Raw genomic sequence first — 13,363 nt, 5'->3', positions numbered from 1 at the left:
GGCTGGTTTTTGTATGCGCGGCGCTGTGTGGGCGACGTGCATGCATGCGTGCTTGCTGTCGTCCGAATCGCGCTTGCTGCGTTAGCCAAGGGTTCGGGGCGCGGCTGATGGCACCCGTTTTTTTACGGCAAGCGGAATCGACATGAACGAAAGCGCCCTCTGGCCCAGCTCCTGGCTCGATGCCCTTGAGGCGGAAAGCATCCATATCCTGCGCGAGACGGTGGCTGGCTTCGAGCGGCCGGTGCTGCTGTATTCGATCGGCAAGGATTCGGCGGTGCTGCTGCACCTGCTGCGCAAGGCGTTCTATCCCGCGCCGCCGCCGATGCCGCTGCTGCACGTGGACACCACCTGGAAATTCCGCGAGATGATCGCCAGCCGCGACCGCCTCGCCGCGCAGCCGGGCATCCGCTTGCTGGTGCATATCAATGAGGACGGCCTGCGCCAGGGCATCTCGCCGCTGGTGCACGGGCCTGTCGTGCATACCGATGTGATGAAGACCGCGGCGCTGCGCCAGGCGCTGGATCGTTACGGTTTCGATGCGGCGATCGGCGGCGCGCGGCGCGACGAAGAGAAGTCGCGCGCCAAGGAGCGCGTGTTTTCCTTCCGCGACGGCCAGCATCGCTGGGACCCGCGCCGCCAGCGTCCGGAACTGTGGGGCAACTACAACACGCGGCTGGGCCAGGGCGAGAGCGTGCGGGTGTTTCCGCTGTCGAACTGGACCGAGCTGGACGTGTGGCGCTACATCCGCCGCGAAGGCATCGAGGTGGTGCCGCTGTACTTCGCCCGGCCGCGGCCGGTGGTGGCGCGCGACGGCGCCTGGATCATGGCCGACGACGAGCGGCTGGCGCTGCGCGATGGGGAGCGGCTGGAGACGCGCACGGTGCGCTTCCGCACCCTGGGCTGCTATCCGCTGACCGGCGCGATCGAATCCACCGCGGCCACGCTGGACGCGATCATCGAGGAGATGGCCGCCTCGCGCAGTTCCGAGCGGCAGGGACGGGTGATCGACCGCGACGGCGCCGCCTCGATGGAGCGCAAGAAGCAGGAGGGTTACTTCTGATGGCGGCGATCGCCGGGCAGCAGGCGGGCCTGCTGCGCTTTATTGCCTGCGGCAGCGTCGACGATGGCAAGAGCACCTTGCTCGGACGCCTGCTGTACGACGTCGGCGCGGTGCCGGACGACCAGCTCGACGCACTGGCGCGCGACAGTCAGGCCGGGCGGCTCGACTTCGCCTTGCTCACCGACGGCCTCGACGCCGAACGCCAGCAGGGCATCACCATCGACGTGGCCTACCGCTATTTCCAGACGAGCCGGCGCGCCTTCATCGTGGCCGACTGCCCCGGGCACGAGCAGTACACCCGCAATATGGCCACGGGTGCGTCTACGGCGGAGCTGGCCGTGGTGCTGGTCGATGCGCGCAAAGGCGTGCTGCCGCAGACGCGCCGGCATACCTATATCTGCGCCCTGCTCGGCGTGCGCGAGGTGGTGCTGGCGGTGAACAAGATGGACCTGGTCGGCGGGCGGCGGGAGGTCTACGACGAGATCGTTGAAGCGTACCGGGCGCTGGCCGCGTCGCTGGACATCGCCACAGTGCACTGCCTGCCGGTAGTCGCGCCGGATGGCGACAACGTGGGCCGCCGTTCCGCGCGCCTGCCCTGGTACGACGGCCCCTGCCTGCTGGAGCTGCTTGAAGCCGCACAGCCGGCCCACGCGCGCTTCCCGGATTTCCGCATGCCGGTGCAGTGGGTAAACCGGCCGCACGAAGCGTTCCGTGGCTACATGGGCACCGTCTGCGGCGGCGCCGTGGCGCCGGGCGACGAGATCGTGGTGCAGCCGGGCACGCAGCGGGCGCGCGTGGCGCGCATCGTCACTGCCGGCGGCGATCTGGCGCAGGCGGTGCAAGGGCAGGCAGTGACGCTGACGTTGGACCGCGAACTCGATATCGGCCGCGGCGACCTGCTCGCCTGCGCGTCGCGGCCGGCGCCGGTGTCCGACCAGTTCGCCGCGCACCTGCTGTGGCTCGGCGACGAGGCGCTGCTGCCCAACCGTACGTACGAACTGAAGCTCGGCACACGCAGCGTCCACGCGCGCGTGTCGTCGATCAAGCACAAGGTGGACGTGAACAGCCAGGCCGCGCTGGCCGCGCGCCGGCTGGAACTCAACGAGGTGGGCTACTGCAACCTCGACCTGGACCAGCCGGTGCCGTTCGAGCGCTACGCCGACAACCGCACGCTCGGCGGCTTCATCCTGGTCGACCGCCAGAGCCAGGCCACGGTGGCCTGCGGCATGCTCGACTTCGCCCTGCGCCGCGCCACCAACGTGCACTGGCAGCACCTGGACATCGGCAAGCCGGCGCGCGGCCTGGCCAAGGGGCAGACGCCGCGCTGCCTGTGGTTCACCGGCTTGTCCGGCGCCGGCAAGTCGACCATCGCCAACCTGGTCGAGCGCCGCCTGCACGCGCTGGGGCGGCATACCTATCTGCTGGACGGCGACAACCTGCGGCTGGGCCTCAACAAGGACCTGGGCTTCACGCCCGAGGCGCGGGTGGAGAACGTGCGCCGCGTGGCCGAGGTGGCGCAGCTGATGGTGGACGCCGGGCTGATCGTGCTGGCCTGCGTGATCTCGCCGTACCGCAGCGAGCGGCGCTTCGCGCGCGAGCGCTTCGAGGACGGCGAGTTCGTGGAGATCTTCGTCGACACCCCGCTGGAGGAATGCGAACGCCGCGACGCCAAGGGCTTGTACCGCAAGGCGCGTAGCGGCGAGATCCGAAATTTCACCGGGATCGATTCGCCGTATGAGCTGCCGGAGGCGCCGGAGCTGCATCTGCAGGCGGGCACGATGCGTGCCGAAGCCCTGGCTCAGTGCGTAGTCGACTATCTGCTCGCGCGCGAAGAAACGCCCTGCTGAAAACGGACGTCCATGCGGCCGCGTACACCCGCCGCCGCATCGCAGCATGGCCGCGGCTTGGAATGCGGTGCGGCGCCCGGCGATAATGCGGCTTTTCCCCAGGCGCATTCCGATGACCGAGAAGACCGTACTCAATGCCACCCACCGCGCGCTCGGCGCGCGCATGGTCGATTTCGGCGGCTGGGACATGCCCATCAACTACGGCTCGCAGATCGAGGAGCACCACGCGGTGCGCCAGGACGCGGGCATGTTCGACGTCTCGCACATGACCGTGGTCGACCTGCACGGCGCGCGCACCCGGGAGTTCCTGCGCCACCTGCTGGCCAACAACGTCGACAAGCTGAAGGTGCAGGGCAAGGCGCTGTACTCCTGCATGCTGGACGAGCAGGGCGGGGTGATCGACGACCTGATCGTGTATTTCTTCGACGACGCCCACTTCCGCCTGGTGGTGAACGCTGCCACCCGCGCCAAGGACCTGGCCTGGATCGAGCGGCAGGCCAAGGCCTTCGCCGTCGAGGTGAAGGAGCGGCCGGACTTCTCCATGATCGCCGTGCAGGGACCGAACGCCCGCGACAAGACGATCGGCCTGCTGCACGAGGTGGACCGCGAGCGCATCCGCAAGCTCGGCAAGTTCGTCGCCGCCGCCGCGCAGGGTCCGCACGGCATGCCGCTGTTCATCGCCCGCACCGGCTATACCGGCGAGGACGGCTTCGAGATCCTGGTGCCGGAAGACCACGCCGTCGCGCTGTGGGAAGCGCTGGCCGCGGCCGGTGTGAAGCCGGCGGGCCTGGGCGCGCGCGATACGCTGCGCCTGGAAGCCGGCATGAACCTCTACGGCCAGGACATGGACGAGACCGTCAGCCCGTGGGAAGCCAACCTCGGCTGGACGATTTCGCTGGACGAGGGCCGCGACTTCATCGGCCGCAAGGCGCTGGAGGCGCACAAGGCCGCCGGCGTGAAGCGCGTGATGGTCGGCCTGGTGCTGGACGAGAAGGGCGTGCTGCGCCACGGCCAGAAGGTGCTGACCGCCAACGGCGAGGGCGAGATCCTGTCCGGCAGCTTCGCGCCGACGCTCAACAAGGCGGTGGCGTTCGCACGCATTCCGGCCGGCGAGCCGGGCGAGGTGCGGGTGGACATCCGCGGCCGCGAGGTGCCGGTGCGCGTGGTGAAGTACCCGTTCGTGCGCGACGGCAAGCCCTGCGAAGGCATCTGAAACGGCGGCCGAGTGTTGCCCTTCCGGCGAAGCGGCTTAGAATGCCGCGCATCGTCTGACCCCTATACCACCCAACCTCCTTCAACCCAGGACTGGACCCGATCATGAGCGAGATTCCCGGCGATCTGAAATTCCTCAAGTCCCACGAGTGGGCTCGCGCCGAAGACAACGGCAACGTCCGCGTGGGCATCTCCGACCATGCCCAGGGCCAGCTCGGCGACGTCGTGTACGTGGAGCTGCCTGAAGTCGGCGCCAGCGTGCAGGTCGGCCACGGCGTGGCGACGGTGGAATCGGTCAAGGCCGCTTCCGACATCTACACGCCGGTGTCCGGCGAGATCGTCGAGGTCAACGAGGCGCTGGCCGATTCGCCCGAGACCATCAACGAAGACGCCTACGGCGAAGGCTGGCTGTTCGTGGTGAAGCCGAGCGATCGCGCCGAGCTCAACGAACTGCTCGACGCGGACGCGTACGCCGAGCAGCTGGAGAACGAAGACCACTGATCGCGAGTGCGCGAAAGTGGATCGAACGACGGCCGCGCAAGCGGCCGTCGGTTTGTGTGAGGCGGCTCGCGCGAGGAGCTCGATCGAGGAGCTCGAGCGAGCCGTCGGAGGGGGAAGGACGCCTTCGGGCGGGTCGGAAGGGCCGCCGAGGGGCCTCCGGTCGAAATTCGTTCATCCACCGAAAAACACCCCCGCGAGGGGGCTAAGCCCTTGCTCGCCAAGGGGTTAGGCGTTCAGCTTGATTGGCTCACGCGATTATGAGCGAGTGGCGCGGAATAGCGCGTTTTATGCGGGATTTAGGCCGGTTTTTGATTTTTTCCGATTTTCTAGTATGGCCGTATGGACGTCCAAACGGATAATCCATTCCGGACCCGCGGAGCCTTGTGGGACGGGGCTTCCGGGGTGGATGCGGCAGGTCGGCCGGATTGAATTCCCGGTTGAAATCAATTGACAGCCGAAATAATCGGGAATAGTTTTCGCACCAGATAACGGGGAACAGGCGTTATGGCACCATCGAAGTTCATCAAGCCGTATGTGGAACACGGCGAGAAAGCCGGAGCGGTACGCAAGATCACCGTCTCCATTCCGGTCCACGTTTTGCGGCTGCTGTCGGACGAACGTACCCGTCGTCAAGTGAACAATTTAAGGCACGCCACCAACAGCGATCTGCTGGTTGAGGCGTTCCTACATGCTTTTACTGGGCAACCACTGCCAACTGATGAGGAGCTGAGACGAACTATGGCCACTGCCAAGAAAGCTGCGAAGAAACCGGCCGCCAAGAAGGCTGCCAAGAAGACCACCGCGAAGAAGGCCGCTACCAAGCGTCCGGTCGCGAAGAAGCCGGCCGCCAAGAAGGCCGTCAAGAAGACTGCGAAGAAGGCTGCCGCGCGCAAGCGTCCGGCTGCTGCCAAGAAGGCGTCCGTCAAGAAGGTCGCCGTGAAGAAGGTTGCCAAGAAGGCCGCCAAGAAGGTTGCCAAGAAGCGCACCGTGAAGAAGGCTGCCGCTGCCAAGGTGGTCAAGGCCACCAAGACGGCCAAGCCCAAGGCTGCCAAGAAGTAAGCACGACTAAAAAAGCTTTACCTCGATTTTCTCTCCCTGCGGTGCCCAGCGCAGGGAGGGGCACTTCGAAAAAGTTTTCGTCCCGGCCTTCGTGCCGGGACGCTTCGTTTCAGGGGTATGAAAATTGCCGGAGCGCGCGCCGGCGAGGTCCGGACGTCCGTTTTCCGTCGCCATCCGGCCGGCCGCCGCTAGCGCATTCCCCCTTCCAGCACCGTGAAATTAAGCGCGATTTGCCGTAGTGCTGCATTGCGGTTACCTTTCGCGTATCCGCGCCGCGGCAGGCCGGGGGGTCCGCCGCTCCTGGGTACACAGGGGGAAAAAGCGCGGGTATCTGATGACACTCAGCGAGAGACCATGGATACCCGATACATACGTCATGCGCGCACGCACGCGCGCGGGGCTATCCAGCCCATTGTCATAGCCGTTCTGGTGGTCGTCGTCGTGTTGGCGGCAGCGGCCTGGTTCCTCATCATCAAACCGCATCAGGACCTGATGCAGTCGGACAACGGCGGCCATCCGTCCACGCCGGTCTCGGCCGGTACGGAAGCGGCACCGCCGCCGGCAAACGTGGAGGCGATGAGCGTCAACCAGCTGCTCGCCGAAGCGCGCCGCGCCATGAACGAGCAGCGCCTGCTCGCGCCGGCCGGCAACAACGCGTTCGAGTTCTACCAGAAGGTGCTGCAGAAGCAGCCTGGCAACCAGGTGGCCACCGATGCGCTGCGCGAAACCTTCCCGTTCGCCGCCAATGCGGCCGAACAGGCCATCAACCAGCGCGACTTCAACGATGCGCAGCGCCAGATCGACCTGCTGGCGAAGGCGGATCCGGCCAACTACACGCTGACCATCCTGCGCTCCAAGCTGGACGCCCAGCGCAAGCTGCTCGACCGCGAACAGCAGCTGGCCGCCGACAAGGAGAAGCAGGCGCAATTGGCCGCCCAGAAGGCCGCCGCCGACAAGGTGGAAGCCGACCGCCAGGCCGAGCTGAAGACCCAGCAGGCCGCCGCCGCCGAGCAGGCGCGCGTGGCGCAGGCGCGCCAGGCGCAGCAGCAGCAGGCCGAAGCCGCCCGCCAGCCACAGACCTCGGCACCGGCGGCCGCCGCACCCAGCGATGCGGCGACGCATGGCGCGGTGCTGGTGAAGAACACCGCGCCGCGCTATCCGACTGCGGCGATGCGTTCGAACCAGGAAGGCTGGGTGGAGCTGTCGTTCACCATCACGACGGGTGGCGACGTCAGCGACGTGAAGGTGGTCGACGCGCAGCCGCGCCACGTGTTCGACCGCGCGGCGATCGACGCGGTGAGCCGCTGGAAGTACCAGCCGGCGACCCAGGACGGCACGCCGGTGGCATCGACCAAGCGCCAGCGCATCGAGTTCAAGCTGTAAGGGCCGGGCGACCGGCAGACGAAGGAGGCGCCGCACTGCGGCGCCTCTTTTTTTGCGCGTGGGTTTTGCGCCCGACAAAAAAGGCGCCACCAGGGCGCCTTCTCCGGATCCGCGGCTACCGGCTCAGCGCCGGTGCCCGCGCTTGCTCGATGCCGCCTTGGTGCCGCCGCTCTTGCGCGCCTTGAGCTTGCCCTTGCCAGTGGACTTGGCCGCCGCGACCACCGGTGCGTCGCTTTCCACGCCGGCCCAGTCCACGTGCTCCAGGCCCAGCATGCTGTCGAACACCATCGGCATCAGGCCGGACGGCATCGGGCTGGCGGAGTTCCACATGGTCACCACGCCCGTGCGGTACTTCGGGAAGAAACCGATCATGGTGCGGTAACCCTCGACCGCGCCGGCGTGGAAGATCAGCGTCTCGCCGCCGTACTGGAACACGCGCCAGCCGAGCGCGTACGAGGCCTCGGTCAGCCGTTCGCGGCGCCACGGCGTGGAGCGCAGCTCCACCGGCGTGCTCACTTCCGGGGCGTGCAGGGTTTCCAGCAGCCTGGGCGAAAGGACGTCCGGACGGCCGCCCATCTGCGCCACCAGCCACTGCTCCATGTCGCGCAGGCTGGCGTTGACGCCGGCGGCGGGGGCCACGCGGTAGTAGGCCTCCTTCGGCTCGAACGGACGCCAGGTGCCGGCACCGGCGGGGCGGTGCGGGCGCGCCCAGCTCGCGCTGTTCTCCAGCGCCTCGCGGCCGTAGCTGGCGGTCTTCATGCCGAGCGGGAAGAAGATGCGCTTGTCGACCTGGCGGTAGAAGAAGTCGCCGGTCATGCCGTAGATCACGTCGCCGATCATGCTGAAGGCCACGTTCTGATAGCCGTAGCACTGGCCGACGCCGCAGGTCATCTTCACTTCGTCGAGCCGGCGCACCAGCTCCTCGTAGGGCACGTCGCCTTCGAGCATGTTGTCGTAGGTGTTGCGCGGCAGGCCCAGGCGCTGGCCGAGGATGTCGCGCACCGTGGCCTTCTCGGCGGCCGCGGCGTCCTTGAGCTTGAAGAACGGCAGCACGTCGGCCAGCTTGGTGTCCCAGCTGAAGCGCCCGTCGTTGACCAGCACGCCGGCGACCGCGGTGGCGAAGGCCTTGGACAGCGAGGCGAGGCGGAACACCGTCTCCGGCGTGATCGGTTCCTGCGTGCTGGCGTTGGCGTAGCCCAGCGTGTGCTCGTACACCACTTTGTTGTCCACCACGATCGCGGTGGCCAGGCCGGCGACGGCGTGGCGTTCGTCGAGCTTCTGCAGCCAGTCCTGATAGGCGGCGACGGTGGCCTTGATGCGATCGTCCGGCAGGTGCTGCGGCGCGGGATTCGCGCTCTGCATGGACACCTGCGGCTGGGTCGGCGGCGGCGTCACCTGCGAAGGAATCGCGACCTGGGGCAGGACACCGTGGGGCAAGGCGGCTTGAGGCGCGCTGGCCTGGGGTGAACTGGCTTGAGGTGAGCCGGCCTGAGCCGGCGCGGACGCGGCTTCGGCGGGGAGTGGACCGCCGGCAAGGCCGAGCACACCGGCGATCAACAGAAAGAGATGGCGAAACTGCATGCTGCTCTGGCGTCGTATGGGCGCCGCTGGCGCCGTAAACGGGAGTACCTGGATTCCCTGAGGTTATCGGCGGGATCCTTCCCGGTTTTAGACATTCCAATTGTGGGGCACTTCGTGCCGCTCTACAACGGACTTCCCATGGCCTGCCGTGGCCCCAGTCACGCGGCGGACGGCTGCGCAGCCGGCCTCGACGACAAGTCCGCTTCCAGCATCAGCGCCGCGGCGCGCTCGGCCAGCATCAAGGTGGGCGCATTGGTGTTGCCGGTGATCAGCGTGGGCATCACCGAGGCATCCACCACGCGCAGGCCCGGCACGCCCCACACGCGCAGCTCGCTGTCCACCACCGCCTTGCGCTCGCGCCCCATGCGGCAGGTGCCTACAGGGTGATAAATGGTCTCGGCGCGGCGGCGGATGAAGTCCTCGTACTCCGTGTCGGTGCGCAGTTCCGTGGCCGGTTGCACCGGTGCGCCGCGGAAAGCGTCGAACGGTGCCTGCGCGAAGATCTCGCGGGACAGGCGCGCCGCTTCGATCATCATCTTCAGATCGTGGCCTTCCGCATCGCCCAGGTAGTTGGCGTGAATGGCGATGGGCGCCGCCGGGTTCGCCGAACGCAGGCGCAGCTGCCCGCGGCTGCGCGGATGCAGATAGCAGGCGTGCACCGTATAGCCGCGGCCGGGCAGGGCGCGTGCGCCGTGGTCGTCCAGCTGCGCGGGGATGAAATGGAACTGGATATCGCAGCGCTCGTCCGGCGCGTGGCGGCTGCGCACGAAGCCGCCGGCTTCGGCGGCGTTCGAGCTGCCGATACCGTCGCGGTGCCGCGCATAACGCCAGGCCACGGCCAGGTCGTTGAGATGGTCGAAGGTGGCGCGGCTGCGGGTGCCGGTGACGCTGCAGATGTCGAGGTGATCCTGCAGATGGGCGCCGACGTGGGGCTGGTCCAACGCCAATGCCACGCCGTGTTCGCGCAGATGATCGGCCGGACCGATGCCGGACAGCATCAGCAGCTGCGGCGTGTTGATCGCGCCGGCGGCGAGGATCACCTCGCCGGCCTCGATGCGCCGTCCATCGATCAGCACGCCCACCGCACGGCCTTGCTCGATCAGCACTCGCTGCACCAGCACGCCGGTGCGCACTTCGAGATTGGCGCGCTGCAGGGCGGGCCGCAGATACGCCACCGCGGCCGAGCATCGCGCGCCGTCGCGCTGGGTCACCTGGTACAGGCCGAAGCCGTCCTGCCGTTCGCCGTTGAAGTCGGGGTTGCGGTAGTAACCCGCGGCGACGCCGGCATCGACGAAGGCATCCGACAGCTCGCTGTGGAAGCGCAGGTCGGCCACGCCCAGCGGCCCGCCCGCACCATGCCAGGGGCCGGCGCCGCGCGCGTTGTCTTCGCCGCGCAGGAACCACGGCAGCACGGCGTTCCAGCTCCAGCGTTCGTCGCCGGTGGCCTGCGCCCAGGCGTCGTAGTCGGCCGCGGCGCCGCGGATGTAGCACATGGCGTTGATCGAACTGGAGCCGCCCAAGGTTTTGCCGCGCGGCCACCACAGGCGGCGGTGGCCGAGCTGCGCTTCGGGTTCGGTGCGGTAGCCCCAGTTGATGCGCTGGCTGCCGTAGATCCGCGCCAGGCCGCGATGGTCGCCGACCAGCTTGGCGATGCCGGCGGGCATGTGGATCAGCGGATTCAGGTCGCGCGGCCCGGCTTCCAGCAGCAGCACGCGCTTGCCCGGCGCCACGCTGAGCCGGTTGGCGAGGACGCAGCCGGCCGAACCGCCGCCGACGATCACGTAGTCGTAGTCGATGCGCTTGCCCATGCTCGTCCCCATGCTCGTCTCCATGGCTCGTCCCCATCCTTGTCCCAGGCCAGGCCGCCGCTGGCGCGTCATGCTCGCATGCTAGTCTGCGCGCGACCTACGCAGGATGTCCCCGGTGAACTCACCTCGTCCTACCGCGACCGGCCAGGCGCATGCCCCCGTGCTGTCCGCCGTGGCGTTCTTCTTCGTGATGGCGGGCTACTACATCATCCGTCCGGTGCGCGACCAGCTCGGCGGCGCGGTGGGAGCGCAGGCGCTGCCGCTGTTCTACGGCGCGGTGCTGCTGGTGATGCTGCTGCTCACGCCGCTGTTCGGCATCCTGGTGGCGCGTTTTCCGCGCAAGCAGCTGCTGAGCTGGAGCTACTGCTTCTTCGCGCTGTGCCTGCTCGCCTTCGTGCCCGCCTTCGTGGCGCAGGACCGCATCGGCGCTCGTTCGCTGGGCATGGCGTTCTACGTTTTCGGCAGCGTGTTCAACCTGTTCGTGGTGTCGCTGTTCTGGAGCTTCATGGCGGACATCTTCGACAGCGCCGGCGCGCGCAAGGTGTTCTCGCTGATCGCCCTGGGCGGCATGGCGGGCGCGGTCGCCGGCCCTGTCATCACCAAACTGCTGGTGACGGCGATCGGCGTGGCGCCGCTGCTGGTGGTGTCGGCGGTGACCCTGCTGGTGGCGCTGGCCTTGCTGCTGTTGCTGTCCGGCAGCCAGCAGCGCGGAGCCGGCGCGGACGAGCCCTTGGGCGGTTCGATCTGGGCCGGCATCAAGGAGCTGTGGTCGCGGCCTTTCCTGCGCTACATGGCGATCCTGATGCTGCTGGGCGACGGCATCGGCACGCTCGCCTATGCGCTGATGGCCGACTACACCAAGGCGCACATCGCCGACAAAGTGGCGCGCACCGCCTTCTACAACGACATCGACCTCTACACCAATGTGATCGGCGCGGTGCTGCAGCTGACCGTCACGCGCTGGCTGATGATGCGCCACGGCGCGGGCTGGGGCCTGGTGGTGCCGGCGCTGGTGAACCTGGTGCTGCTGCTGGGGCTGGCGCTGGTCGGCAGCGGCCAGATCGCGCTGTTCGGCTATGCGGTGCCGATGCTGGCGGTGACCATGGTCGGCTCGCGCGCCTTCGCCTACGGCATGACCAAGCCGGCGCAGGACGCGCTGTACACCCGCGTGCCGCGCGAGACGCGCTACAAGGGCAAGAACTTCGTGGAGACCGCGGTGTGGCGCTTCGGCGACGTGCTGGTCACCAGCGGCGTCAACCTGTTCGGCATGCTGGGCGTGACGCTGTCGGGCATGGCCTCGGTCGGCGTCGGTATCTCCGCGCTGGCCGCATGGATCGCGCGCCGTGCCGGGCACGCGCCCGACCTTGCGCCGGAGGCGCCCGCTTCGCACGAGACGCCGCCCGGTCCTGCGGTAAAGGCCTGATCAGCGCCCGGCGATGTACTGCTCGAGGTGGTCGATCTGCTCGGCCTGTTCCTCGATCACGGCCTTGACCAGATCGCCGATCGAGATCACGCCCATCACGCGGCTGTCGTGCACCACCGGCAGGTGGCGGATGCGGCTGTCGGTGCACAGGCGCATGCAGTATTCGACTTCCGTTTCAGGGCCGACGGTGAGCGCGGGGCTGCTCATGATCTCGGCCACCGACGTCTGCGCCGAAGAGCGGCCTTGCAGGATCACCTTGCGCGCGTAGTCGCGCTCGGAAACCATGCCGACCAGCTGTTCGCCGCGCATCACCAGCAGCGCGCCGACCTGGCGTTCGGCCATGTGCTTGATGGCGTCCAGCACCGTCGCGTCTTCCGCGATGCTGAAGACCTGGTGCCCCTTGCTGTCCAGCAGATGCTTGACCTGACGCATGCCTGGCCTCCGGAGTGAAGGTGGACGATCGCCGCATCAGTCTAGCGCCGCTGCCTGCTGGAGGTGTAGCGCGGACGTGAATCCGCCCGGCGTTCAGCCGCGTCCGCCGCGGCGCCGTTCCTCGACGAAGTACAGCGGCCGCTGCTTGCTCTCCGCGTAGTTGCGGCCCAGGTATTCGCCGATCACGCCCAGCGCCAGCAACTGGATGCCGCCCAGGAACAGGATCACCAGCATCAAGGTGGGATAGCCGCGCACCGCGTCGCCCCAGATCAAGGCCTTGGTCAGCACCCACACGCCGTAGGCGAAAGCCAGCAGCGAGGCGCTGACGCCGATCCAGGTAGCCAGGCGCAGCGGCGCGGTGGAGAACGAGGTGATGCCTTCCACCGCCAGCTGGGTCAGGCGCCAGTAGTTCCATTTGGTCTGGCCGGCGTGGCGCGGGTCGCGCTCGTAGCGCACCGAGGTCTGGCGGTAGCCGATCCAGGCGAACAGGCCTTTCATGAAGCGCTGCCTTTCGCGCAGCTGGCGCAGCGCGTCCAGGGCGCGGCGCGAGAGCAGGCGGAAGTCGCCGGTGTCGCGCGGCACGGCCGTGTCGGAGAGCTTTTCCATGGTGCGGTAGAACGCCGCCGAGGTGAACCGCTTCAAGCTGGTCTCGCCGGCGCGGACGCTGCGGGTGGCGTAGACCACGTCGTAGCCGGCGCGCCATTGTTCGACCAGGGCGGGGATCAGTTCGGGCGGGTCCTGCAGGTCGGCGTCGATCACCACCACCGCGTCGGCATCGGCTTCGTCCAGGCCGGCGGTCATCGCCGCCTCCTTGCCGAAGTTGCGCGAGAGCTTGAGGCCCGTGGCGCGCGGGTCGCTTCGGGTGAGCGCTTCGATGATGTCCCAGGTGCGGTCCGCGCTGCCGTCGTCCACGTACAGCACGCTGCAGTCGAGCGGCAGCTGGTCGAACACGCGCGCCAGGCGCTGGTGGAAGGTGTCGAGCACTGCCGCTTCGTTGTAGGCGGGCACGATGACGGTCAGCTGCGGCATGTGCGGGTCCATGCGGGAAACCCGCGCA

Annotated in this window: 11 protein-coding genes; 7 read left to right on the top strand and 4 right to left on the bottom strand. The window is 67.9% G+C overall.

What is annotated here, in order from left to right; translation table 11 throughout:
- Positions 1 to 142: 142 nt before the first annotated feature.
- From cysD to KK141_RS01785, 6 genes are all read left to right on the top strand, one after another.
- Entirely contained in the window at positions 143 to 1,060 is a 918-nt protein-coding gene (gene cysD, locus KK141_RS01810; RefSeq protein ID WP_214569759.1) for a sulfate adenylyltransferase subunit CysD, read from the top strand.
- Entirely contained in the window at positions 1,060 to 2,907 is a 1,848-nt protein-coding gene (gene cysC, locus KK141_RS01805; protein WP_214569758.1) for an adenylyl-sulfate kinase, read from the top strand. Before cysD ends, cysC begins: the two co-directional genes overlap by 1 nt.
- 112 nt (positions 2,908 to 3,019) lie before the next feature.
- Positions 3,020 to 4,120, top strand: coding sequence for a glycine cleavage system aminomethyltransferase GcvT (gcvT, locus tag KK141_RS01800; RefSeq protein ID WP_214569757.1), 1,101 nt, complete (start codon positions 3,020 to 3,022; stop codon positions 4,118 to 4,120).
- Between the two features lie 104 nt (positions 4,121 to 4,224).
- Entirely contained in the window at positions 4,225 to 4,620 is a 396-nt protein-coding gene (gene gcvH, locus KK141_RS01795) for a glycine cleavage system protein GcvH (protein WP_167257051.1), read from the top strand.
- 504 nt (positions 4,621 to 5,124) lie between these two features.
- Positions 5,125 to 5,679: a met regulon transcriptional regulator MetJ gene (gene metJ, locus KK141_RS23095; protein WP_167257050.1), complete on the top strand. Its 555-nt coding sequence runs from the start codon at positions 5,125 to 5,127 to the stop codon at positions 5,677 to 5,679.
- 354 nt (positions 5,680 to 6,033) lie between these two features.
- On the top strand, positions 6,034 to 7,062 hold the full coding sequence (locus KK141_RS01785; RefSeq protein ID WP_214569756.1) for an energy transducer TonB: 1,029 nt from the start codon (positions 6,034 to 6,036) through the stop codon (positions 7,060 to 7,062).
- Between the two features lie 123 nt (positions 7,063 to 7,185).
- Here the strand turns inward: KK141_RS01785 and KK141_RS01780 are convergent, their stop codons facing one another.
- The gene (locus tag KK141_RS01780) at positions 7,186 to 8,424 is read right to left on the bottom strand and encodes a serine hydrolase domain-containing protein (protein ID WP_214569794.1); all 1,239 of its coding nucleotides are present in this window, start codon (positions 8,422 to 8,424) and stop codon (positions 7,186 to 7,188) included.
- Between the two features lie 377 nt (positions 8,425 to 8,801).
- Complete coding sequence (locus tag KK141_RS01775) at positions 8,802 to 10,463, bottom strand: GMC family oxidoreductase N-terminal domain-containing protein (protein ID WP_250901480.1); 1,662 nt, start codon at positions 10,461 to 10,463, stop codon at positions 8,802 to 8,804.
- 103 nt (positions 10,464 to 10,566) lie between these two features.
- Here KK141_RS01775 and KK141_RS01770 point away from each other — a divergent pair, with 103 nt between their 5' ends.
- Positions 10,567 to 11,874 carry an MFS transporter gene (locus KK141_RS01770; protein ID WP_345777552.1) on the top strand — a complete coding sequence of 436 codons (1,308 nt, stop codon included), beginning with the start codon at positions 10,567 to 10,569 and terminating at the stop codon, positions 11,872 to 11,874.
- Here the strand turns inward: KK141_RS01770 and KK141_RS01765 are convergent, their stop codons facing one another.
- Together KK141_RS01765 and KK141_RS01760 are read right to left on the bottom strand one after the other, a co-directional pair.
- Positions 11,875 to 12,306: a CBS domain-containing protein gene (locus KK141_RS01765; RefSeq protein ID WP_214569754.1), complete on the bottom strand. Its 432-nt coding sequence runs from the start codon at positions 12,304 to 12,306 to the stop codon at positions 11,875 to 11,877.
- 93 nt (positions 12,307 to 12,399) lie between these two features.
- Complete coding sequence (locus KK141_RS01760) at positions 12,400 to 13,335, bottom strand: glycosyltransferase family 2 protein (protein WP_214569753.1); 936 nt, start codon at positions 13,333 to 13,335, stop codon at positions 12,400 to 12,402.
- Positions 13,336 to 13,363: the final 28 nt, after the last annotated feature.

The sequence above is a fragment of the Dyella sp. LX-66 genome (assembly GCF_018599165.1).
GTDB lineage: Bacteria > Pseudomonadota > Gammaproteobacteria > Xanthomonadales > Rhodanobacteraceae > Dyella_D > Dyella_D marensis.
Note: the sequence above shows the minus strand (reverse complement) of the source record. Positions and strands in the feature narration are given on the sequence as shown.

What these genes read in the sequence shown, in the direction of transcription:
- cysD (WP_214569759.1), top strand. Translation starts at nt 143, where the DNA reads ATGAACGAAAGCGCCCTCTGGCCCAGCTCCTGGCTCGATGCCCTTGAG.
- cysC (WP_214569758.1), top strand. Translation starts at nt 1,060, where the DNA reads ATGGCGGCGATCGCCGGGCAGCAGGCGGGCCTGCTGCGCTTTATTGCC.
- gcvT (WP_214569757.1), top strand. Translation starts at nt 3,020, where the DNA reads ATGACCGAGAAGACCGTACTCAATGCCACCCACCGCGCGCTCGGCGCG.
- gcvH (WP_167257051.1), top strand. Translation starts at nt 4,225, where the DNA reads ATGAGCGAGATTCCCGGCGATCTGAAATTCCTCAAGTCCCACGAGTGG.
- metJ (WP_167257050.1), top strand. Translation starts at nt 5,125, where the DNA reads ATGGCACCATCGAAGTTCATCAAGCCGTATGTGGAACACGGCGAGAAA.
- KK141_RS01785 (WP_214569756.1), top strand. Translation starts at nt 6,034, where the DNA reads ATGGATACCCGATACATACGTCATGCGCGCACGCACGCGCGCGGGGCT.
- KK141_RS01780 (WP_214569794.1), bottom strand. Translation starts at nt 8,424, where the DNA reads ATGCAGAGCGCGAATCCCGCGCCGCAGCACCTGCCGGACGATCGCATC.
- KK141_RS01775 (WP_250901480.1), bottom strand. Translation starts at nt 10,463, where the DNA reads ATGGGGACGAGCATGGGCAAGCGCATCGACTACGACTACGTGATCGTC.
- KK141_RS01765 (WP_214569754.1), bottom strand. Translation starts at nt 12,306, where the DNA reads ATGCGTCAGGTCAAGCATCTGCTGGACAGCAAGGGGCACCAGGTCTTC.
- KK141_RS01760 (WP_214569753.1), bottom strand. Translation starts at nt 13,335, where the DNA reads ATGCCGCAGCTGACCGTCATCGTGCCCGCCTACAACGAAGCGGCAGTG.